21 protein-coding genes are annotated in these 19639 nt (G+C 67.1%); 19 read left to right on the forward strand and 2 right to left on the reverse strand.

Going from position 1 to position 19639, the window contains the following annotated elements:
• The first annotated feature begins 28 nt into the window (after positions 1 to 28).
• The 9 genes from FV226_RS11600 to FV226_RS11640 all read left to right on the forward strand — a co-directional run bounded on the left by FV226_RS11600 (position 29) and on the right by FV226_RS11640 (position 8727).
• Positions 29 to 1105, forward strand: coding sequence for a Nit6803 family nitrilase (locus tag FV226_RS11600; RefSeq protein ID WP_147750248.1), 1077 nt, complete (start codon positions 29 to 31; stop codon positions 1103 to 1105).
• Positions 1059 to 2162: an MSMEG_0568 family radical SAM protein gene (locus FV226_RS11605; RefSeq protein ID WP_147763062.1), complete on the forward strand. Its 1104-nt coding sequence runs from the start codon at positions 1059 to 1061 to the stop codon at positions 2160 to 2162. The genes FV226_RS11600 and FV226_RS11605 overlap by 47 nt, the downstream gene beginning before the upstream one ends.
• Positions 2159 to 2704 (forward strand): MSMEG_0567/Sll0786 family nitrogen starvation N-acetyltransferase, encoded by a 546-nt coding sequence (locus tag FV226_RS11610; RefSeq protein WP_147763029.1) that lies wholly within the window; start codon positions 2159 to 2161, stop codon positions 2702 to 2704. The genes FV226_RS11605 and FV226_RS11610 overlap by 4 nt, the downstream gene beginning before the upstream one ends.
• Complete coding sequence (locus FV226_RS11615; protein WP_147763030.1) at positions 2704 to 3699, forward strand: sll0787 family AIR synthase-like protein; 996 nt, start codon at positions 2704 to 2706, stop codon at positions 3697 to 3699. The genes FV226_RS11610 and FV226_RS11615 overlap by 1 nt, the downstream gene beginning before the upstream one ends.
• Entirely contained in the window at positions 3696 to 4871 is a 1176-nt protein-coding gene (locus tag FV226_RS11620) for an MSMEG_0565 family glycosyltransferase (protein ID WP_147763031.1), read from the forward strand. Before FV226_RS11615 ends, FV226_RS11620 begins: the two co-directional genes overlap by 4 nt.
• Entirely contained in the window at positions 4864 to 5145 is a 282-nt protein-coding gene (locus FV226_RS11625; protein ID WP_147763032.1) for an MSMEG_0570 family nitrogen starvation response protein, read from the forward strand. Before FV226_RS11620 ends, FV226_RS11625 begins: the two co-directional genes overlap by 8 nt.
• A gap of 37 nt (positions 5146 to 5182) precedes the next feature.
• Complete coding sequence (locus FV226_RS11630) at positions 5183 to 6451, forward strand: MSMEG_0569 family flavin-dependent oxidoreductase (RefSeq protein ID WP_147763033.1); 1269 nt, start codon at positions 5183 to 5185, stop codon at positions 6449 to 6451.
• Between the two features lie 335 nt (positions 6452 to 6786).
• A complete protein-coding gene (locus FV226_RS11635) occupies positions 6787 to 7722 on the forward strand; it encodes a transporter (protein ID WP_187278739.1) in 936 nt (311 codons plus the stop codon).
• Positions 7723 to 7884: 162 nt separating this feature from the next.
• Positions 7885 to 8727 (forward strand): Pnap_2097 family protein, encoded by an 843-nt coding sequence (locus tag FV226_RS11640; RefSeq protein ID WP_147763034.1) that lies wholly within the window; start codon positions 7885 to 7887, stop codon positions 8725 to 8727.
• 267 nt (positions 8728 to 8994) lie between these two features.
• On the opposite strand, the gene FV226_RS11645 is transcribed toward FV226_RS11640, so the two are convergent.
• Positions 8995 to 9654, reverse strand: a complete 660-nt coding sequence (locus tag FV226_RS11645) for a DJ-1/PfpI family protein (protein ID WP_147763035.1) — start codon at positions 9652 to 9654, stop codon at positions 8995 to 8997.
• Positions 9655 to 9742: 88 nt separating this feature from the next.
• Here FV226_RS11645 and FV226_RS11650 point away from each other — a divergent pair, with 88 nt between their 5' ends.
• The 5 genes from FV226_RS11650 to FV226_RS11670 all read left to right on the forward strand — a co-directional run bounded on the left by FV226_RS11650 (position 9743) and on the right by FV226_RS11670 (position 13861).
• Positions 9743 to 10336 (forward strand): XRE family transcriptional regulator, encoded by a 594-nt coding sequence (locus tag FV226_RS11650; RefSeq protein WP_246691571.1) that lies wholly within the window; start codon positions 9743 to 9745, stop codon positions 10334 to 10336.
• A 222-nt stretch (positions 10337 to 10558) separates the two neighbouring features.
• Positions 10559 to 11821: an MFS transporter gene (locus FV226_RS11655; RefSeq protein WP_246691574.1), complete on the forward strand. Its 1263-nt coding sequence runs from the start codon at positions 10559 to 10561 to the stop codon at positions 11819 to 11821.
• Between the two features lie 101 nt (positions 11822 to 11922).
• On the forward strand, positions 11923 to 12318 hold the full coding sequence (locus tag FV226_RS11660; protein ID WP_147763037.1) for a Rid family detoxifying hydrolase: 396 nt from the start codon (positions 11923 to 11925) through the stop codon (positions 12316 to 12318).
• A 32-nt stretch (positions 12319 to 12350) separates the two neighbouring features.
• Positions 12351 to 12908 carry an MOSC domain-containing protein gene (locus FV226_RS11665; RefSeq protein WP_147763038.1) on the forward strand — a complete coding sequence of 186 codons (558 nt, stop codon included), beginning with the start codon at positions 12351 to 12353 and terminating at the stop codon, positions 12906 to 12908.
• Between the two features lie 17 nt (positions 12909 to 12925).
• Positions 12926 to 13861 (forward strand): PDR/VanB family oxidoreductase, encoded by a 936-nt coding sequence (locus tag FV226_RS11670; RefSeq protein ID WP_348644100.1) that lies wholly within the window; start codon positions 12926 to 12928, stop codon positions 13859 to 13861.
• Between the two features lie 106 nt (positions 13862 to 13967).
• On the opposite strand, the gene FV226_RS11675 is transcribed toward FV226_RS11670, so the two are convergent.
• Positions 13968 to 14915 carry a LysR family transcriptional regulator gene (locus FV226_RS11675; RefSeq protein WP_147763040.1) on the reverse strand — a complete coding sequence of 316 codons (948 nt, stop codon included), beginning with the start codon at positions 14913 to 14915 and terminating at the stop codon, positions 13968 to 13970.
• Between the two features lie 124 nt (positions 14916 to 15039).
• Here FV226_RS11675 and FV226_RS11680 point away from each other — a divergent pair, with 124 nt between their 5' ends.
• The 5 genes from FV226_RS11680 (at position 15040) to FV226_RS11700 (ending at position 19623) form a co-directional block, all read left to right on the forward strand.
• Positions 15040 to 15750, forward strand: a complete 711-nt coding sequence (locus FV226_RS11680; protein ID WP_147763064.1) for an SDR family oxidoreductase — start codon at positions 15040 to 15042, stop codon at positions 15748 to 15750.
• A gap of 10 nt (positions 15751 to 15760) precedes the next feature.
• The gene (locus FV226_RS11685) at positions 15761 to 16162 is read left to right on the forward strand and encodes a VOC family protein (protein WP_147763041.1); all 402 of its coding nucleotides are present in this window, start codon (positions 15761 to 15763) and stop codon (positions 16160 to 16162) included.
• Entirely contained in the window at positions 16159 to 16689 is a 531-nt protein-coding gene (locus FV226_RS11690) for an ester cyclase (RefSeq protein WP_147763042.1), read from the forward strand. Before FV226_RS11685 ends, FV226_RS11690 begins: the two co-directional genes overlap by 4 nt.
• Before the next feature lie 47 nt (positions 16690 to 16736).
• Positions 16737 to 17861 carry a major royal jelly family protein gene (locus tag FV226_RS11695; RefSeq protein WP_246691572.1) on the forward strand — a complete coding sequence of 375 codons (1125 nt, stop codon included), beginning with the start codon at positions 16737 to 16739 and terminating at the stop codon, positions 17859 to 17861.
• A 127-nt stretch (positions 17862 to 17988) separates the two neighbouring features.
• Positions 17989 to 19623: an NAD-dependent malic enzyme gene (locus tag FV226_RS11700; protein WP_147763043.1), complete on the forward strand. Its 1635-nt coding sequence runs from the start codon at positions 17989 to 17991 to the stop codon at positions 19621 to 19623.
• Positions 19624 to 19639 lie beyond the last annotated feature (16 nt).

The raw sequence follows: 19639 nt of genomic DNA on the forward strand, positions 1-19639 counted from the left end.
GGCCGCCGTCACCGCCGGAGGATCATCCATGTCAGAGAACCGGATCGTGCGGGCCGCCGCCGTCCAGATCGCGCCCGATCTCGACCGGCCGGAGGGCACCCTGGAACGGGTGCTGAACGCCATCGACGAGGCCGCCGCCAAGGGTGCGCGCTTCATGGTCTTCCCCGAGACCTTCGTGCCGTACTACCCGTACTTCTCGTTCGTGCTGCCGCCGGCCCTGCAGGGCGCGGAGCACCTGCGCCTCTACGAGCGTGCCGTGGCGGTGCCGGGCCCCGTCACCCAGGCGGTCTCGGCCGCCGCGCGCCGGCACGGCGTCGTCATCGTGCTCGGCGTCAACGAGCGCGACCACGGCTCGCTCTACAACGCGCAGCTCGTCTTCGACGCCGATGGCACCCTGAAGCTCAAGCGCCGCAAGATCACCCCGACCTACCACGAGCGCATGATCTGGGGTCAAGGCGATGGCGCCGGCCTCACGGTGGTCGACACCGCGGTCGGGCGCGTCGGGGCGCTGGCCTGCTGGGAGCACTACAACCCGCTTGCCCGCTACGCCCTGATGGCCCGGCACGAAGAGATCCACGCCGCGCAGTTCCCGGGCTCGCTGGTCGGTCAGATCTTCGCCGACCAGATGGAGGTGACGATCCGCCATCACGCCCTGGAGGCGGCCTGCTTCGTCGTCAACGCCACGGGCTGGCTCACCGACGAGCAGGTGGCGCAGGTCTGCCCGGATGAGCGCCTCCGCGGGGCCTGCCGGGGTGGCAACTGCACCGCCATCGTCTCGCCCGAGGGCAAGCACCTCGCCGACCCGCTCGGCACCGGAGAGGGCATCCTCGTCGCCGACATGGACCTCGCGCTGGTGACCAAGCGCAAGCGGATGATGGACTCGGTCGGCCACTACGCCCGTCCGGAACTCCTCAGCCTTCTCCACGACGACCGCCCGGCCTCGTTCGTGCACCAGCCGATCCGTTCGCAACATCAATATCGGAGCCTCGACCATGAGCAGTTCCCCGCTTCCGACGAGCCTTCCCACGCTTCCGCCGGGCATGGCGGGCCTGGTCGGGATGCCGACGGAACGCCTGATCAACGCGTTGCAGTCCTACGGCGTTAGGCTCGCCGACAGCCGCGCCGGTGCCCCGAGCCGGCGCGGCGGCGCCGGTCCCTCCGACCATAAGGCGATGACCATCGCGGGCCGCACCGTGATGGTGCCGGTCCACACCGAGACCGCGTTCGACTCGCCCTTCCTGGTACGCCGACCGGACCTCGACGGGGTCTCGGTCATCGAGCACGAAGGCGCGGTGATCGGCCGGGCGACCTTCCCGGGCAAGCCGCGCTTCTACGCCCTCTCGACCTTCGACGGGGTGCCGTACTCGAAGATCGCGGTGATGCACGGACGCGACGTGCTCGCGACAACAGTGCTGCAGACCTGCATCCGCTACGCCAGCCGAACCAAGACCTGCCAGTTCTGCTCCATCGGCCAGTCCCTCGCCGCCGGCCGCACCGTAGCCCGCAAGACCCCTGAGCAGCTCGCCGAGGTCGCCCGCGCCGCCGTTCTGCTGGACGGCGTCAAGCACATGGTGATGACCACGGGCACCCCGAACGCCACCGACCGCGGCGCCGCCATCCTCTGCGAGAGTGCGTTTGCGGTGAAGGCCGCGGTGGACCTGCCGATCCAGGCGCAGTGCGAGCCGCCGGACGACGACCGCTGGTTCGAACGCATGAAGGCGTCGGGCGTCGACGCGCTCGGCATGCACCTGGAGGCCGTCACCCCCGAGGTCCGTGACCGGATCATGCCCGGCAAGGCGAGCGTGCCGCTGGAGCGCTACTACGACGCCTTCGCGGCGGCCGTGCCGGTCTTCGGGCGGGGCCAGGTCTCGACCTACATCCTCGCCGGTCTCGGCGATGCGCCGGAGGCGATCCTCGCCATGGCCGAGCGTCTAGTCGGGATGGGCGTCTACCCCTTCGTCGTGCCCTTCGTGCCGATCTCCGGCACGCCGCTGGAGAGCCACCCGGCCCCGTCGCCGGATTTCATGCACGCGATCCTGCAGCCCCTGTCCGAGATGCTGGGTCGGGCGAACCTGCGCTCCACCGACATCAAGGCCGGCTGCGGTCGCTGCGGCGCCTGTTCGGCCCTCTCCACTTACGAGCGTACGGGGGTGGCGGCATGATCCTCGAACCCGTCGCGCCGTACCGCCCAAGCCATTTCCGGGTGAAGTTCGCCACTTCCGCCTGGGAGCGGCGCGCCTGCGGCGCCCTGCGCCGACAGGTGTTCTGCACGGAGCAAGCCATCTTCGCGGATGACGACCGTGATGCCATCGACGGGCACGCGATCCCGATCTGCGCCCTCTCCACCCTCGGCGGGGATGCCGATGCCGTCGTCGGCACCGTGCGCATCCATGAGGTAGCGGAACGTCCTGGCGAGTGGTGGGGCTCGCGACTGGCCGTTGCCAAAGCCTTCCGCGGCACGGCGGCGCTCGGGGCCGGGCTGATCCAGGTCGCGGTCGCGTCGGCCCATGCACGGGGATGCACGCGCTTCCTGGCGCACGTGCAGGACCGGAACGTGCCGCTGTTCGAGGCCCTGCACTGGGCGAGCCTCGATGCGGTGGAACTCCATGGTCGCCTTCACCACCTGATGCAGGCCGATCTCGCCGCCTACCCGCCGATGCACGACCCTGAGCACGGGCTCGTCACGTTCCGCAGGGCGGCGTGATGACCGCGGCCGTCGACATCAAGACCCTGGCCGGCCAGATCCGGGATGCACGGGGCGTCGCCCACAAGCGCGACATCGATGCCGTCGTCACGCGCCTCGGACTGGGCTCACGGCATGATGCGGTGCCGGTCGGAGACGATTGCGCCGCCATCCCCGATGGGGATGGACACCTGCTCTTCGCCATCGAGGGCTTCATCGACAGCTTCGTCTCGGCCGATCCCTACTTCGCCGGTTATTGCGGGATCATGGTGAACCTCAGCGACGTGGCGGCCATGGGCGGGCGCCCGCTCGCGGTCGTCGACGCCCTGTGGAGCCGGGACGCGGCGGCGGCGGACCCGATCCTGGCCGGCCTGTCTGACGCCGCCGCGCTCTACGGCGTGCCGGTCGTCGGCGGCCACACGAACACGCGTTCGGAGACCGAGAACCTGGCGGTCGCCGTGCTCGGCCGCGCCGGTCCCCGCCTGCTGACGAGCTTCGATGCGGCACCGGGCGACGACCTCGTCGCCGCCATCGACCTGCGCGGTCGCTTCCGCGATCCGCATCCCTACTGGGACGCCTCGACCGGGTCGCCAGGCGAGCGCCTGCGCGGCGACCTCGCCCTGCTGCCAGGGCTCGCGGAGGACGGCCTTTGCCGCGCGGCCAAGGATATCAGCATGGCGGGCGTCGTCGGCACGGCACTGATGCTGCTCGAATGCTCGAAGGTCGGCGCCGTCATCGACCTCGACGCGATCCCACGGCCCGACGACGTTCCGATGGCGCGCTGGCTCACCGCCTTCCCAAGCTACGGCTACCTCCTCAGCATCCGCCCCGCCGACACCCCGGCCGTGCTCGACCGTTTCGCCGCGCGGGGCATCACGGCCGCGACCATCGGAACCGTCGATGCGAGCCGGGTCGCGCGCATCCGCGATGCCGGAGGCGAGGAGGCCGTGGTCTGGGATTTCGTCGCCAGCCCCCTCATCGGCTGCGGCCGGGATGAAGCGGAGGCCTCGGCATGACCGGTCTGCGCATCGCCCTGCTTACCCACTCCACCAACCCGCGGGGCGGCGTCGCCCATTGCCTCGCCCTGGCCGAAGCTCTGTGCGCCCTCGGGCACGAGGCGGTGGTCCACGCGCCTGACCCGTCCGGCCGTGGTTTCTTCCGGGCCGCCGCTTGCCCCACGGTTTCCGTCTCCGCCCGCACGGTTGCCGGTGACACGGTCGAGCTCGTGCGGACGCGCATCAACGACTACCTCGTTCATTTTGGGTCGCCGGCGGCCTGTGACTTCGATGTCTTCCACGCCCACGACGGCATCGGCGGCAACGCGCTCGCCACCCTGAAGCATCGGCGTCTGATTCCGGGTTTCGTTCGGACGGTCCACCACTTGGATACATTCGCCGACCCGCAGCTTGCCGATTGGCAGGATCGCTCGATCCAGGAGGCTCGGCGCATCCTCTGCGTCAGTCAGGGCTGGACCGACCAGGTCCGTTCGGACTTCGGTGGGATGCCTGAGGTCGTCGGCAACGGCGTCGACATGGCGGCCTACCAACCCACGCCTGACCTGCAGGATGCCGCCGTACGGCGGCGCTGGGGGTTGAGCGACGGTCCCATTGTCCTAGCCATCGGCGGCTTCGAGGCGCGCAAGAACACCCTCGGCATCATCGAGGCGTTCGCGCGCTTGCGTGAGCGCCATCCCGGGGCCCAGCTCGTCATCGCCGGGGGAGCCTCGCTTTTCGATCACGCCGCCTACCGCGCGCGATGCCATGCGGCCCTAACCGCCAATGGCCTGGCGGCTGGGGCAAGCGGTACCGTGATCGAGACCGGTCCGGTTCCGCAGGCCGATATACCGGCCCTCTACCGTATCGCCGACGTGCTGGCGTTTCCTTCGCTGAAGGAAGGGTTCGGCCTGTGCGTGCTGGAGGCGATGGCCTGCGGCACCCCGGTCGTCGTCTCGCACCGACCGCCCTTCACCGAATACCTCGCCGAGGGTGACGCACTGTTCGTCGATCCGGCCGCCCCCGACGACATCGCCCGAGCCATGGCAATCGCACTCGTGCCGGAGACGCACGACCGCCTGAGGCTCGCGGGCTTCGCACGGGCCGCCGCCCATTCCTGGCGGGCCTGCGCCGAGCGCCACCTCGATGCCTACGCGGGCTGCGCCCGCATGCGACAGGAGCCGACCCATGCCTGAGATGCACTTCCACGTCCGCTGGCCCGACGGTCGGCGCGAGGCCTGCTACTCGCCGTCCCTCGTCGTGAAGGACTTCCTCGTGCCGGGCGAGAGCTACGCCGTCGACGAGTTTGTCGAGAAGACCCGCACCGCCCTCAACATCGCGAGCGAGCGCGTACGCGAGAAGTACGGCTTCGCCTGCTCGTCCGCCCTGGACCAACTCGCCCGGATCGAGGCCGCCGCGAAGCTCCAACCTTCCGATGGTCGGGTCATGGTCGAGACCTTCGAGCCCTGAACCGCCCCCCTTTCTGCGAACTCACGGAGTGAGAGCCATGACGTCCACCCCCCGTCACGTTCCCGTTGCCGTCGTCGGCGGCGGCCAGGCCGGCCTCTCGGTCAGCTACCACCTCAAGCAGCGCGGAATCGAGCACCTTGTCTTCGAGAAGAACACGGCGGCCCACACCTGGTCGACGCAGCGCTGGGACACGTTCTGCCTCGTCACGCCGAACTGGCAGTGCGACCTGCCAGGCCATCCCTACGATGGGCCGGAGCCGGACGGGTTCATGCGAAAGGACGAGATCGTCGCGTATCTCAAGGCCTTTGTCGCCAAGGTGAACCCGCCGATACGCGAGGGCGTCTCGGTTACCCGTGTCGAGCGGCAGGAAGACGGCATCTTCTCGGTCCAGACCTCGGAGGGCGACTACACCGCCGACGAGATCGTCGTGGCCTCGGGCGGCTACCACACGCCGATCATCCCGCGCATGGCCGAGAAGCTGCCGGGCTCCGTCACGCAGATCCACTCGAACCAGTACCGCAACGCAGCCCAATTGCCCGAGGGCGAAGTCCTGGTCGTCGGCTCCGGACAGTCCGGCGCGCAGATCGCCGAGGATCTGCATCTGGCAGGTCGCAAGGTGCACCTCGCGGTCGGCGACGCACCCCGCTGCGCCCGGTTCTACCGCGGCCGCGACGTCGTCACCTGGCTTGCCGACATGGGCTACTACGAGATGACCGTCGACAACCATCCGCTGCGAGACGGCGTCCGCGACAACACCAACCACTACGTCACCGGCCGTGACGGCGGCCGCGACATCGACCTGCGCCGCTTCGCCACCGAGGGCATGAAGCTCTACGGCCTGATGGAGGACTACCGGGACGGCAGCCTGCGCTTCCGCGACGACCTCAAGCGTTCGCTCGACAGCGCCGACCGGACCTACAACGGCATCAACGCGGCTATCGACAAGTACATTGCCGAGAAGGGCATTGAGGCCCCGGAGCAGGAACACTACGCGCCGGTCTGGGAGCCGGGCGAGTCGATCACCAGCCTCGCCCTTGAAGGGTCCGGCATCACGTCGGTGGTCTGGTGCATCGGCTTTTCGCCGGACTTCCGCTGGCTCGACGCCTCCGTGTTCAACGGTTCGGGCAGCCCGAAGCACAGGCGCGGCGTCACGAACGAGGAGGGGATCTACTTCATCGGGCTGCCGTGGCTGAACACCTGGGGGTCCGGGCGTTTCGGCGCGGTCGGCCGCGATGCCGAACACGTCGTCCATGCGATCCAGCAGCGCCTCGGCACCGAGCGGTTCGCCCTGAAGTTCGCGGTCTGAGGCTGGCCTCGACGATAGCCCGGATGGCACCGGCCAGCATGTCGGGTGCAACGGCTCCGATCTCGCTCAACCTCGAAGCCCATGGGACTTCTCCGACGACGGTGTGCCTGTGCTATCCCTGCAACAAGGCGTCAATCCAAGCATCTGCCAAGCAAAATTGAGTAGACTACGAAGACTGAAGACTTAGAATATAATAATTGTTGGATATGCATACAAATTGAGTGCAGATCCGATCAATCAAAATAAACAACTACTAAAATTGCCGATACGCCGCCATCGCCGATGCTTCCGGCGGACGGGTGCGGCTGCCCGATGAAGTTCCGAGCAGGGGATTGATGATGTTGAAGAAGTTCGCAGCCGCGGCAGGAGCGTTCGCCGCAATCACCCTCAGCGCGACCGCCTCGTTCGCGCAATCCACCACCATTCCGGGTGAGCAGGTCGGCCTCGCCGTCGGTGCGCCGCTCCCCGAGGGCATCTACGCCATCGACACCTTCATCTACCGCCGGAACGACACCCGGTTCTCGACCGATACCGCGATCAACGTGCCTGTCCTGGTCTGGTCGACAGGCTTCAAGTTGTTCGGCGCCAACGTCGAGCCATTGCTCGCACAGCCCACGGTGTTCGGCTTCCTCAATAATCCGGCTGGCGTGCCGAACCGAGACTTCTCGGTCAATGTCGGAACCCTTGTCGGATCGATCTTCGCATGGGACCTGGGAAACAACTTCGGCGTCAGCTACTTGGCGGCGGTTCACCTGAACGATCTTGATGCCGGTCGTGGCCTGACGCAATTTTCGTCGAACACCTACCGCCAAGGCTTCGCGGCAAGCTACACGGGCGATGGCTGGAACCTCACGGCCAACCTGACCCATAACTTCTACGACTCGCCCGGTCGGTTCGAGGGGCCGGTCGGTCGTGCCATCGGTCCCCTATACCTTGCCGACGCCCTCCTGCTCGACCTCACGGCCACCAAGAAGTTCGGCAAGTTCGAAGTCGGCGCGGTCGCCTACGGGGTGACGGACCTGCCTCTCGGCGGTCGCGACTTCGCGCGGGCCACCGCGCAGGGCTACACCCGGGCAGGGCGCTTCGCGGTCGGCGGCCTGGTCGGCTATGATTTCGGGCCCTTCACGGCGCAATTGATGGTCGCCCGCGACGTCGCAGTCCGGACCCGCGGCACCGAATCCACCGACGGCTTCATCCGTCTCATCGCCCCGCTATACAGCGCGCCGAAGGCAGCCGAACCGATGCCCGTCAGTCTCGTCCGCAAGTATTGATTCCGGCATTCGCGCCCCCAATCACCCTCACCTGAGGTAGGGGGGACGTGACCGTAATCGAAGTGAAAATCCTTCCCAAGGACTCCGCTTCGATAGGGGCCGGGTGGTTCAGTCTCAACAGCTACCGCCACCCGGCCCCGCCTTCCGCAACGGAGAAGGTCGATGACTTTGCACATGCGGTTGGCCGGTGCCGGCTCGCCCCTCTCGGAAGCGTCCAGCTACGTCCTGGGCATGCCGCACCTAAGCCCGAACGGCCTCTCGGAAAATTGGCTCTGGAAGGAGCTCGGACATCGTCACTGGAACTTGATCGCCAAGGCCTACGGCAGGGCGGCGACCGGGTTCGGTTCCGTGGGCGACCAGCCCATCTACGCCGCGTTCCGAAACATCTCGCTGCATGGTGGCGACCTTGGCGGCGTTCGGGAGAACGACAGCTTGGATGTACGCTCGACGATCACGCACCTCTCGGAGACCCGGGTCGTCAGTCGCCACTTCGCCGCGTGTCGGGACCGGTTGATCGCGGATGTGGAGATGACGTCCGTGTTCGTCAGGCGTCAGGCCGAAGGCATGAACCGCTCCATCACCCGTGTCAGGATCGAGGGTACCGGAAGCGCGGAACCCTCCCTGGGGACCGTGTCATCGCAGCCAGCGTATCGTTGTCATGAGACGTTGGCCCACGATGTGTGGGTCGATGAGAATGAGTTGGGCACAACACCAATCACGATGTGCCCACATTTGGACTTCAACGGTGCCGGCCTTCTATATTTCAGCAGCTTCATCGCCGCGGTGGATAGGGCTGAGTGGCGTTTCATCGGCAAACGGTCGGGCCAGTTCTCGACCAAAAGGCGTCAAGCGCGGTTCAACGCGAACATCGAGGTAGGTGACGACATCACCGTGCGGTTGTTCGCAGCACAGGATGATGCGGGATGCCGGCATCGTGCGCTTCTGAGCGCCTCGGTGGATGGTAAGCTCTTGGCCGATGTGGTGACGCACCGCACGATGTCCTGATCTAGCTTCCTACCTACCAACGACAATTTATTATATGTCCACTTAATCCTACGGCGTGTTGCTGGCAGTTTTCATCCAATCAGCATTCCAAGAAACTTACGCCGTTCATTGGACATTGATTTCGCTCCCAATGTATTCTGCTTCCATGTTCATCGAGGACCAAGGGGCTGGACGTCCGCTATTGTGAACGATCTGGATTACCTGATTTGGAGAGGTTGGGTCGTAAGCAGCCTCCCGCTGCGGGTGCCCAGCGTCGGATTCCGAACTCTAGCCATAGGTGAAATCACGGGTTGTGATTATGCCGAGGGCATTCTCGTTCGCCGTCAGAGCTCGGTCGTACTCGATCAGTCGTGCTACGTCCTCGCAGGCATTCCGGCCGTAGATCTTCCCGATCAGGTACAGGGTGGTGTCGATGGCGAGCGAGACACCGCCACCAGTGACCACCACATCGTCGACGATTGCGGCGACTCGGGCGGTGACGCCCTCGGCTTTCGCGGACAGCAGGTCGAGGGGGGCGACGGTTTCGGCCCCGACGGCCGCGCGGCGGGTCGTAGCCATGCGCTTGTCGAGGCTGCCGGCCGCCGCAAGAATCAGGGCGCCCGTGCAGACGGAGGCGAGTGTCTCGGGCCGCCGGCCGCGCAGGAAGGCGAGGAGGCGGGCATCTTCCGACGCCTGCGGCCAGCCGGGACCACCGCAGACCACGAACACGTCGCAATCCGGGGCGTCAGTCACGCCGAAGGGCACCGTGACGGCTAGGCCACCCGCCATTTGGACCGGTCCCGGCTCGGCCGCGATCACGGCGTCGGCGAGGTTCGGCAGGATGCGCCGGGCCATGGACAGGACGCCGACTGTCCCGCCGAGATCGATGGGCTCGATGCCCGGATAAACGATGATGCCGATGCGCGCGGGTGCGTCCCGGTCTCGCATGGTATTCTCCTCTAGATCGTCGGACGGGTCTTAGCGCAGGACCTTCGACCTTCAGGCTGGACAGGACGGAATGACAGTTCGAACGACGGTGCGGCGGGAGCAGATCGAGAGCGAGGCGCGCTCCCAACTTTCGATCCTGGCGGACGAAGTGCGCCTCCACCGCAGGCAGCGCGACCTGTCCCTTGAGGCGCTCGCGTCCCTGTCCGGCGTCAGCCGCTCGATGATCTCGAAGATCGAGCGGGGCGAGGCGGTGCCCTCGACGGCCGTGCTGTCCCGCCTCGCCGAGGCCCTAGGCGTAACCTTCTCACGCTTGATGGCGCCGGAAACCGAGCGCGAGGTCCTGTTGATCCCCGCCTCGCGCCAGCCGGTCCTACGCGACGACGCCTCCGGCTTCCTGCGCCGGTGTCTGTCGCCGGTCCTGCCGGGGCGCGGTATCGACTGGGTGCTCAACACCCTCCCGCCAAGGGCGAGCACGGGCGAGTTCGTAGCGCACCGTAGGGGCGTGTCCGAATACATCTACGTCCTCAAGGGACGGCTGCAGGCGGTCATTGGCGATCGGATCCTCGTGGCGAACGCGGGTGACAGCCTGTATTTCGAGGCCGACGCCGGCCACGCCTTCACCAACATTGGCTCCGGACCCTGCGAATACTTTTTGGTCATCGACGCGTCCCGGCTTCGCTGAGGCGCTCACTGCCCCGAATAGGTCTCGGGTCGTTCCACCCTATTCAGAGCGAAGGCTTGCACCAGCCGCGCCAAGCATCGGGCGCAGTCAGCATGGCACACCTCTTGCCTCCCCGATAGTGGAATTCATTCCACTCTGAAGAGAGAGGCGGGCTACGTCATGACCAGCACTCCAGCAGTCGCCGCGTTGAACGTCCGAGCCGCGTCCGCCGACGACCGGCAGATGCGCCAGATCATCCTGGCCAGCATGCTCGGCACCATCATCGAGTGGTACGATTTTCTGATCTACGGCACCGCCGCCGCCCTGGTGTTCAACAAGCTGTTCTTCCCAAGCCTCGACCCCGTCGCCGGCACGCTGGCGGCCTTCGCGTCCTACGCGGTCGGCTTCGTGGCACGCCCGCTCGGCGGCGCGATCTTCGGTCATTACGGCGACCGGCTCGGCCGCAAGGCGATGCTGACCCTGACTATGCTGATCATGGGCGTCGGCACCTTCCTGATCGGGTGCCTGCCCACCTACGCGCAGATCGGCCTGTGGGCACCAGTCCTCCTCGTCGCCCTCCGGCTGCTGCAGGGCATCGGCATCGGCGGCGAGTGGGGCGGCGCCGTCCTGATGGTGATCGAGCACGCTCCCGAGCACCGGCGAGGCCTATACGGCAGCCTTGTTCAGGTCGGCTTCCCCATCGGGATCGCTGCTTCGACCGCTACCTTCCTGTGGCTGACGAGCCTGCCCGAGGCAGACTTCCTGTCCTGGGGCTGGCGGCTGCCATTCCTGGCCAGCGCGTTCCTGATCGGCATTGGTCTGTTCGTGCGACTGCGCCTCGTCGAAACCCCCGCTTTTGCCCGGGTCAAGGAGGAGGCCGCGGTCGCGCACATGCCCCTCCTGGACGTCATTATGAAGCAGCCGCACACCTTCCTTGTCGCGGTCGGCCTCAAGGTCTCGGAGGTCGCCTGGGTCTACATCCTAACCGTGTTCTCGATCGTCTACGCGACCAAGACCCTTGAGCTACCCCGCTCACTGATCCTCAACGCGATCCTGCTGGCGGCAGCCCTCGAACTCGTCACCATGCCGCTGTTCGGATGGCTCTCGGACAAGGTCGGGCGGCGGCCGATGTACTTCGTGGGCTCGGCCGTCAGCGCTTGCTGCGCGCTCGTGCTCTTCAGCCTCCTCGACACCCGCGACCCGACCACCGTAGTGCTCACCATCGCGGTGATCATGAGCCTGACCCACGCAATGATGTTCGGGCCGCAGGCGGCCTTCATGCCGGAGCTGTTCGGGACGCGCACCCGCTACAGCGGCGCCTCCCTGGGCTGCCAGGTCGCGGCGGCCATCTCGGGAGGCTTCGCGCCCATCATTGCCACCGGGCTACTCGCCTGGGCGGGCGCGACCTGGCCGATTGCCCTCTACCTCATCGCCCTCGCTGTCGTGAGCTTCGTCGCCACGATGGTTGCCGCCGAGACCCGGCATCTCGACATCACGAGAGCCTGACAAAACAGCATCCTCGCCCACGAAGGTTCCATTATGATGGAATTTCGTCCACGATAGATGGCGATCTGAGACTCACACCTAAAATGGCAGAGCAAAAATCGATGACTGACAGGGCGGTACTCAGCACCGATGGGGCTGCGAAGGCGGTTGGGCCCTATGCGCAGGGCACGCGGGTCGGAGACTTGGTCTTCGCCTCTGGCCAGCTACCCATTGATCCGGCGACCGGCGCCATCCCCGACAGTGTCGAGGACCAAACCCGGCAATCGCTCGCCAACCTCGCGGCGGTGCTAGCAGCGGGCGGTGCGAGCCTTGCCTCTATAGCCAAGACGACCGTGTTCCTCAAGAACATGGACGACTTCGCCGCGATGAACGGCGTCTACGCCGAGCACTTTCCCGAGGCACCGCCCGCCCGCTCGACCGTCGAGGTCGCACGGCTACCACGCGACGTCCTCGTTGAGATTGAGGCCATCGCCCTCGCGACGGGTGCCTCGGCATGAACTCTGACGCCGCTCTCGACGCTAGACCTGCCATGGTCGACGCCTTCGCGCATCCCGCCGGATCGGTAGCCGTAGAGGTGCCGGGGGGCGCCATGGCGTGGAGCGGCACGTTGCTCCACATCCACATCGCCCCCGCGGCGAGCTATGAGATGGAGGAGTTGCACGAGGCGACCTGCGTAGCCGGCAGGGGCATCGTCGGCGACCGCTACTTCTTCGGGACCGGCACCTACTCGCCGAAGCCCGACGTGCGCGAGGTGACGCTTATCGAGCAGGAGGCCCTCGATGCCCTCGTGCGCAACGACCCGCCGCTCCAAGGCGGGCCGATTCAGCTTCTCCCGGTCGACCACCGCCGCAACCTGACAGTCCGGGGCGTACCGCTGAACCACCTCGTCGGCCGCCGCTTCCGGGTTGGGGAGGTAATCCTCCGGGGTGGCCGACTGAACTTCCCCTGCAAGTACCTTGAGGAACTGCTCGGGTCCCCGGTGTTTCTGCCGCTGTACAACCGCTCCGGACTGAACTGCAGCATCGAACGCGGCGGCATGATCCGCCCCGGCGATCCAATCGGCCTCCTCGACGGGACCGCGGACTGAACACCATGACTGCTCGTATGATCATGAAGCTAAAGGTGGCGTCGGCCCGGCCGACAACGCCCGCGGTTCTTCACCTTCGTCTGGTTCACCCGCAACGCCCGGAGCTTCCGGCCTGGGATCCCGGTGCCCACGTTGATCTCCGGCTCCCGGACGGGCGCGTGCGCCAATACTCGCTCTGTGGTGATCCGGCCGACCGCACGGCGTACGAGATTGCAGTCAAGCGCGAGGATGCGGGCAGGGGCGGTTCAGCCTGGGCGCATGAGAACCTCTTGCCCGGCGCCGTCGCCCACGTCTCGGCGCCTCGCAACAACTTCCCCCTCGTGGACGTGGCTAGCGAGCACATCTTCGTCGCCGGCGGCATCGGGGTAACGCCCTTCGTAGCCATGGCGCGCCAACTTGCGACTGATGGCCGACGCTTCGTCCTTCACGATTGCGCGCCATCGCCCGAGCAAGCACCGCTCCTCAACGAGCTCCGCGCTGTCTGCGGCAGACACCTGCGCGAATGGTTTACTTCGGAGGGCCGCCGGTTCGAACCGGCCGAGATCGGCCCGCCCCGGGACGGCACCCACGTCTACGCCTGCGGCCCCCAGCGCCTGCTCGACGTCGTTCGGGCAGCCTTGAGCGCCGCGGGCTGGCCGGACGCGCAAATCCACAGCGAGGTGTTCCAGGCGACCCTAGACGAGAACTTCAAACCGGAGCCTTTCGACGCGACCATTGCCTCGACCGGCGCGGTGCTACACGTGCCGGCCGACCGCTCGCTGCTTCAGGTGCTGCGCGACCACGGACTGGCGACCGCCTCTTCCTGCGAGCTTGGCGTGTGCGGGACCTGCACCTGCGGCTACCGAGACGGCGTGGTGATCCACCGCGACGTCGTGCTGCCGGTGGCGAGCCGACAGGACCGGATGACCCCATGCGTCTCCCGAGCTCGCGTCAGCGTCACGCTCGATCTTTGACGCATTGCCGACTTCCACCCGCTTTTAGGAGTAGGAGTCCGCCACCCTCTTCGGAAGAGACACAAGCTCATCGCTTCGAAGCCCAAGCGGACCGAATCTGCCTCGATCAGGGCTTCGACAAACGAGCTCCCAGAGCGTCCTGGCGGGGTGAGATAGCCGATGGGCTCCCGAAGTCGGTCAGTTCGACGATCATCGCATCGACGAACGCCCGGGCTCTCGTCGACAGCGAATGGCCGGACGCGAACAGGGCGTAGACCGGCGATGGCGCGCTCGCATAGTCCGGGAGCACCCGCTCCAACCGGTTCGCAGCGAGGTCAGAGGCGAGGTCCAAAGCGGACTTCAGCATGATGCCTGCTCCTGCAAGAGCCCAATCGTGAACCGCGTCGCCACTGTCCGAGCGAAGACGTATCCTGAGGCGGATGTCCGTCTCGACGCCATTTAATCCGAGCAAGCGCCACGGAAGCGTCGCATCGCCGTAGCTCAAGCCTTCCAAGCCCACGAGGTCTTCGGGCTTCGAGGGGCGTCCATGCCTATCCAGGTAGGCAGGCGCCGCGACCAGGATACGTCGGTTTTCGGCTAGCCGACGCATGATCATCGTGCTGTCGCGCGGCGGGCCGATGCGGATGGCCACCTCGATGCGCTCGCCGATGAGGTCGGTAACGCGGTCGTCGAGCCTCAGGTCGACATCAAGGCGGGGGTGGCGTGCTGCGAGGCGGCCCAGGATCGGCGCCACGTGCCGCCGACCGAACGAGACCGGTGCGCCGACCCGCAGTAATCCCATCGGCTCGTCGCGCCCGGTCGCAATGCGCTCCTCGGCGGCTTCGATGGCGTCCAGTGCCTGCTCAACCTGCACGAGGAGGGCTTGGCCCTCGTCGGTCATCGAGAGTCTGCGCGTGGTGCGCTGGATCAACCTCACGCCGGCCCTGCGTTCGAGCGTCGTCAGGCGCTTGCTCACCACCGCGAGACCGACCCCGAGATCGCGTGCGGCCGCCGTCAAGCTGCCGAGCGACGCGATCCGACGAAAGGTGCGCAGTTCGTTCAGATCGTCGAGCATCGATACTCAACCTACGTTCAACAGTGCCTCAATCATAACCCGGCTTATCTGCCCGAGCGCAACGGTTATTTCGTGGTGACGAACGGGGACGCTCCCCCGGGATGGCTAAGTGGAGACCAACGCGATGCCCTCGAACCTGAGTGGAAGAACAGTCCTCGTCGTCGGCGCCGCCGGCGGGATCGGCTTGGCCACCGCGCGGCTCTTCACGCGGAACGGTGCGCGCGTCGTCGCTGCGGGCCGTCAGGGCGCGAAGCTCGACGAGGCTGCTCGGACCGCAGTGGCGGAGGCGGCCGCGCTCGATTTCACTGACGAGGCTGCGGTCGAAGCCTTTTTCGGCGGTCGGGGGCCTTTCGATCATGTGGTGGTCGCCGCGGCCACCACGAGGACCGGATCGGTCGCCGAGCTCCCGTTGGCGGACGCCAGGTCGGCGATGGATTCAAAGTTCTGGGGCGCCTATCGCATCGCCCGGTCCGCAAAGATCGTCGAGGGCGGCTCGCTGACCTTCGTGTCCGGCTACCTCAGCCAACGTCCCGGTCCCGCCGCCGTGCTGCAGGGGGCGATCAATGCCGCGCTCGATGCCCTCGCCCGCGGCCTTGCTCTTGAGCGGGCGCCGGTCCGAGTCAACACGGTGTCGCCGGGGCTGGTGGACACGCCGCTCTACGCGCGGATGGATGCGGCCGACCGGCAGGCGATGTTCGAGCGTCGTGCGGCGCAGCTGCCGGCCCGCCGGATCGGGCAGCCCGACGACATCGCCCAGGCCATCCTGTTCGTGGCCACGAACCCCTTCGCCACCGGCTCGACCGTCACCGTGGACGGCGGCGGCACCATCGCGTGAAGGACCCTCCATGCGCCTCGACCACGCCACGCTGCGCACCCGCGACCTGAAAGGCCACCGTCGCTTCTTCGCGAACGTCTTCGACCTGCGCGACGGCTTCCGCCCGGCTTTCGATTTTCCCGGCCACTGGCTCTACGCTGACGGGGAACCGGTCGTGCACCTCATCCCGGCACGCGCCCGCACGCACGATCCGGTCGCGTCGGCCGAGGGCATCGACCATGTCGCCTTCCTGCGCGACGACCATGACGCCTTCCGCCGGCGCCTCGACGACCACGGCATCCCCTACAGCCGGATGGAGCTTCCCGAGATCGGCGAGCGCCGCGTCTTCCTGCACGCCCCGGGCGGCATGTTGATCGAGGTCGCCTTCCGCGATCGGGGACCGACGGCACGGATTCAGGAGACCACCCGATGAGCCCATCGCTTCGTTTCGCCGTCTTGGCAGTCGTCCTGGCGGCCAGCCCCGTCGCCGCGGAGACGCTCGTCTCGCCCGGCGTGTTGGTCGTCGATCCCGGCCAGGCACCGCGGCAGCGCGAGGCCGTGGTGCTGGCGGCCCGGCGCTACGCCACCTTCTGGAACACCGGCGACCCGGCCTATGCGCGGGCGGCGCTGTCCGACGACTTCATCGACGAGACGCTGCCGCCCGGCCGTGTGCAAGGTCCGGCCGGACCACTCCTCGCCTCGGAGGGTTTTCGCAAGGCGGTCCCGGACCTCACCTGCGATGTCGAGCAGATGATCGTGGCGGGCGACCGGGCCGTGCTGCACCTGCGCCTGCGCGGCCATTTCACCGGCACGTTCGAGGGACGCCAGGGCCGGGGGGAGCCGGTCGTGTTCATAGCCACCGACATCTACCGCGTCGTCGACGGGCGCATCGCCGCCAACTGGCACATCGAGGACAACCTCACCCTTCTGCGCCAACTCGGCACCGTCCCGTCCCCGTAGGCCCTCGGTTTACCGCGACAGCACCGCCCGCCATCCGGAAACCCGCCATGCCCGTCTCCCGCCGTGCCGTCGTCACGAGCCTCGCCCTCTGCGTCACAGCTGGGGCATTCTCGCTGCAAGGCCGCAGTCATGCCATCGCAGGCGAGGATCCCCGCCTGATGACGGCGATGACCCTCGACACCCCCTCGACCGGGGTCAGCATCGCCCCCGACGGGCGCCGCTTCCTGGTGCTGGCGCGCCTGGACGGTTCGACCGGTCCGCAGGTCGTGGAGTGGAGGGACGGCATCCTCGTCCCCTATCCGGATGCGGCCTGGAACGGCTGGACCAAGGGCCGGGACCCGGCAAAGGCCTTCGTGCGCGTCAACGCCCAGCGGATCGGTCCCGACGGGGCCCTGTGGTTGGTCGATACCGGCGCCCCCGGCATCGGAAACCCCGTCCTGCCCGGTGGCCCGAAGCTCATCCGCATCGACCTCGCGACGAACCAAACCACACGCGTCTATCCGCTGGGCCCGGTGACGAAGACGGACAGCTTCGTCGACGATGTCCGTTTCAACGCCGGCCATGCCTATCTCACCGATGCCGGCGCGCCCGGTCTGATCGTACTGGACCTCGCATTGGGCCAGGCACGACGCGTCCTAGACGGCGATCCATCGACCGTGAGCGACCGGGCGGTCTCGGCTGAAGGTCGACAGATGCACGGCCCGGACGGCAAGCCGCTCCACATCCATGCCGATCAGATCGAGGTCTCCCCCGACGGGCGCTGGGTCTACTACCAGCCGAGTTCCGGCCGGATGTCGCGCATCGAAGCCCGCCACCTAGACGACCCGGGGATGGACGCGGCGAGCCTCGCTGCCCACGTCGTGCGCTTCGCCGACACACCCTCGACCGGCGGCACCGCCATCGATGCCGAGGGCAACATCTACGTCAGCGACACCGACCAACTCTCCGTGCTGAGGCTCACGCCCGACGGAACCCGCACGACCGTGGTGCGGGACCCGCGCCTCGTCTGGGTCGATGCGATGTGGATCGACGGGGGCGGTCGCCTGTGGATGCCGGCGGCGCAGCTGAATCGTATGGCCCCCTTCAACGACGGAGCCGACAGGGTGGAGAGGCCACTCGCGGTGTTCACCCTCGACATCGGTGCCAAGCCTGCCCCCAACGACCATCGCTGATCCGCTGCCGCGACCGGGCCTGGCACGACGCTATCGGCGCAGCAGGACGCGTCGTCGGTGCCACTGCACATCCTTCGGGCGCGGGCGAAGCACCGAACCCCTCCTTTCCGACCACATGGAGTTATCGATGATAGATGTTTCGGGCACGCGCGGTGCGGTCCTCGAAGATCCCCGGACCAACAGGGGGACGGCGTTCACCCTTGAGGAGCGTCGCCACTTGGGGATCGAGGGCCTACTACCGCCGGCCGTCGAGACCCTCGACCGTCAGTTGGAGCGCGTGCTCGGGCACCTCGACGCGAAGCCGACGGACCTTGAGCGATACGTCTACCTGATCGGCCTGGCCGACCGGAACGAGACCCTGTTCTACAAGACCCTGATGTCGGACCCCGCTCGGTTCGTGCCCGTCGTCTATGACCCCACGGTCGCGGATGCTTGCCTCGCTTTCGGTCACATCTACCGCCGGTCCCGGGGGCTCTACGTCTCCCTCGAACACAAGGGGCGGGTCGCCGAGGTTCTGCGCAACTGGCCGGTGAGGGACGTCACCTTCCTGTGCGTGTCCACCGGGCAACGCATCCTCGGGCTCGGCGACATCGGCGCCAACGGCATGGGCATCCCCATCGGGAAGCTGCAACTCTATACCGCCTGCGCCGCCGTCCCGCCGGAAGGTCTCCTGCCGGTCCTCCTCGACGTCGGCACGACCAACGCCGCGCTTCGGGCCGACCCGCTCTATCTCGGCCTGCGCCGCGAGCCGCCCCCGACCGAAGAACTCGACGCCTTCGTCGAGGAGTTCGTCCAGGCGGTCCAGGAAGTGTTTCCCGGCTGTTGCATCCACTTCGAGGACTGGAAGGGGACTGACGCCATCCGGCTGTTGGCGCGGTACCGCGATAAGGTGCTCTGCTACAACGACGACATCCAGGGCACCGCCAGCGTCACCATCGCCGGCCTGACGACCGCGCTGCAGATTAAGGACGAACGCCTGAAGGACCAGAGGCTGCTCTTCCTGGGGGCAGGCTCGGCCGGCATCGGCATCGCCGACATGATCGTGTCGGCCATGCGCCTGGAGGGCCTGTCGGAGGAGGAAGCGCGCGCCCGCATCTCGCTGTTCGATGTCGACGGCCTCATCGAACCATCACGCAAGGACCTATCGGCGGAGCAGGCCGCCTATGCCCACGATGCCGGGCCGTCCGACGATCTCGTCTCCACCATCCGATGCCTGAAGCCGACGGTCCTGATCGGGGTGTCGACGACGGGAGGGGCCTTCACCCGCGAGGTCGTCGAGGCGATGAGCGCGCTGAACGAACGGCCCATCATCTTCCCGCTCTCGAACCCGACCGACAAGTGCGAGGTTTCTGCCACCGACGCCTATGCCTGGTCGAAGGGCAAGGTGCTCTACGCGGCCGGCGTCCAATTCCCGGACGTCGAGCTCGACGGGCAGACCTACCATCCAGGTCAGGCGAATAACTTCTACATCTTCCCGGCCATCGGCCTCGCGGTCTACGCGACGAAGCCGAAGCGCATCACGGACGCGATGTTCATCGCCGCGGCGAGGGCCAGCGCCGATCAGGTCGGTCCGGACCTCAGGGGCAAGGGCATGCTGTTCCCGAGCCAGGCCAATATCCTGGAGACCGAGATCACGACGGCTGCGCGGGTCGCTGAGCACATCTTCGACCACGGCGAGGCCGGGGTGGAACGGCCGGACGACATCCGCGCATGGCTGGAAGCCCTGACCTACGCACCGGCCTACCCGGCCCCGTCGCGATGAGCGCGCCGTATACGGG

The sequence above is a fragment of the Methylobacterium sp. WL12 genome (assembly GCF_008039475.1).
Taxonomy (GTDB): domain Bacteria; phylum Pseudomonadota; class Alphaproteobacteria; order Rhizobiales; family Beijerinckiaceae; genus Methylobacterium; species Methylobacterium cerastii.

What these genes read in the sequence shown, in the direction of transcription:
- FV226_RS11695 (WP_246691572.1), top strand. Translation starts at nt 16,737, where the DNA reads ATGCCCGTCTCCCGCCGTGCCGTCGTCACGAGCCTCGCCCTCTGCGTC.
- FV226_RS11645 (WP_147763035.1), bottom strand. Translation starts at nt 9,654, where the DNA reads ATGCGAGACCGGGACGCACCCGCGCGCATCGGCATCATCGTTTATCCG.
- FV226_RS11620 (WP_147763031.1), top strand. Translation starts at nt 3,696, where the DNA reads ATGACCGGTCTGCGCATCGCCCTGCTTACCCACTCCACCAACCCGCGG.
- FV226_RS11675 (WP_147763040.1), bottom strand. Translation starts at nt 14,915, where the DNA reads ATGCTCGACGATCTGAACGAACTGCGCACCTTTCGTCGGATCGCGTCG.
- FV226_RS11700 (WP_147763043.1), top strand. Translation starts at nt 17,989, where the DNA reads ATGATAGATGTTTCGGGCACGCGCGGTGCGGTCCTCGAAGATCCCCGG.
- FV226_RS11690 (WP_147763042.1), top strand. Translation starts at nt 16,159, where the DNA reads ATGAGCCCATCGCTTCGTTTCGCCGTCTTGGCAGTCGTCCTGGCGGCC.
- FV226_RS11670 (WP_348644100.1), top strand. Translation starts at nt 12,926, where the DNA reads ATGATCATGAAGCTAAAGGTGGCGTCGGCCCGGCCGACAACGCCCGCG.
- FV226_RS11605 (WP_147763062.1), top strand. Translation starts at nt 1,059, where the DNA reads ATGCCGACGGAACGCCTGATCAACGCGTTGCAGTCCTACGGCGTTAGG.
- FV226_RS11680 (WP_147763064.1), top strand. Translation starts at nt 15,040, where the DNA reads ATGCCCTCGAACCTGAGTGGAAGAACAGTCCTCGTCGTCGGCGCCGCC.
- FV226_RS11600 (WP_147750248.1), top strand. Translation starts at nt 29, where the DNA reads ATGTCAGAGAACCGGATCGTGCGGGCCGCCGCCGTCCAGATCGCGCCC.
- FV226_RS11660 (WP_147763037.1), top strand. Translation starts at nt 11,923, where the DNA reads ATGACTGACAGGGCGGTACTCAGCACCGATGGGGCTGCGAAGGCGGTT.
- FV226_RS11640 (WP_147763034.1), top strand. Translation starts at nt 7,885, where the DNA reads ATGACTTTGCACATGCGGTTGGCCGGTGCCGGCTCGCCCCTCTCGGAA.
- FV226_RS11685 (WP_147763041.1), top strand. Translation starts at nt 15,761, where the DNA reads ATGCGCCTCGACCACGCCACGCTGCGCACCCGCGACCTGAAAGGCCAC.
- FV226_RS11655 (WP_246691574.1), top strand. Translation starts at nt 10,559, where the DNA reads ATGCGCCAGATCATCCTGGCCAGCATGCTCGGCACCATCATCGAGTGG.
- FV226_RS11610 (WP_147763029.1), top strand. Translation starts at nt 2,159, where the DNA reads ATGATCCTCGAACCCGTCGCGCCGTACCGCCCAAGCCATTTCCGGGTG.
- FV226_RS11635 (WP_187278739.1), top strand. Translation starts at nt 6,787, where the DNA reads ATGATGTTGAAGAAGTTCGCAGCCGCGGCAGGAGCGTTCGCCGCAATC.
- FV226_RS11630 (WP_147763033.1), top strand. Translation starts at nt 5,183, where the DNA reads ATGACGTCCACCCCCCGTCACGTTCCCGTTGCCGTCGTCGGCGGCGGC.
- FV226_RS11665 (WP_147763038.1), top strand. Translation starts at nt 12,351, where the DNA reads ATGGTCGACGCCTTCGCGCATCCCGCCGGATCGGTAGCCGTAGAGGTG.
- FV226_RS11615 (WP_147763030.1), top strand. Translation starts at nt 2,704, where the DNA reads ATGACCGCGGCCGTCGACATCAAGACCCTGGCCGGCCAGATCCGGGAT.
- FV226_RS11625 (WP_147763032.1), top strand. Translation starts at nt 4,864, where the DNA reads ATGCCTGAGATGCACTTCCACGTCCGCTGGCCCGACGGTCGGCGCGAG.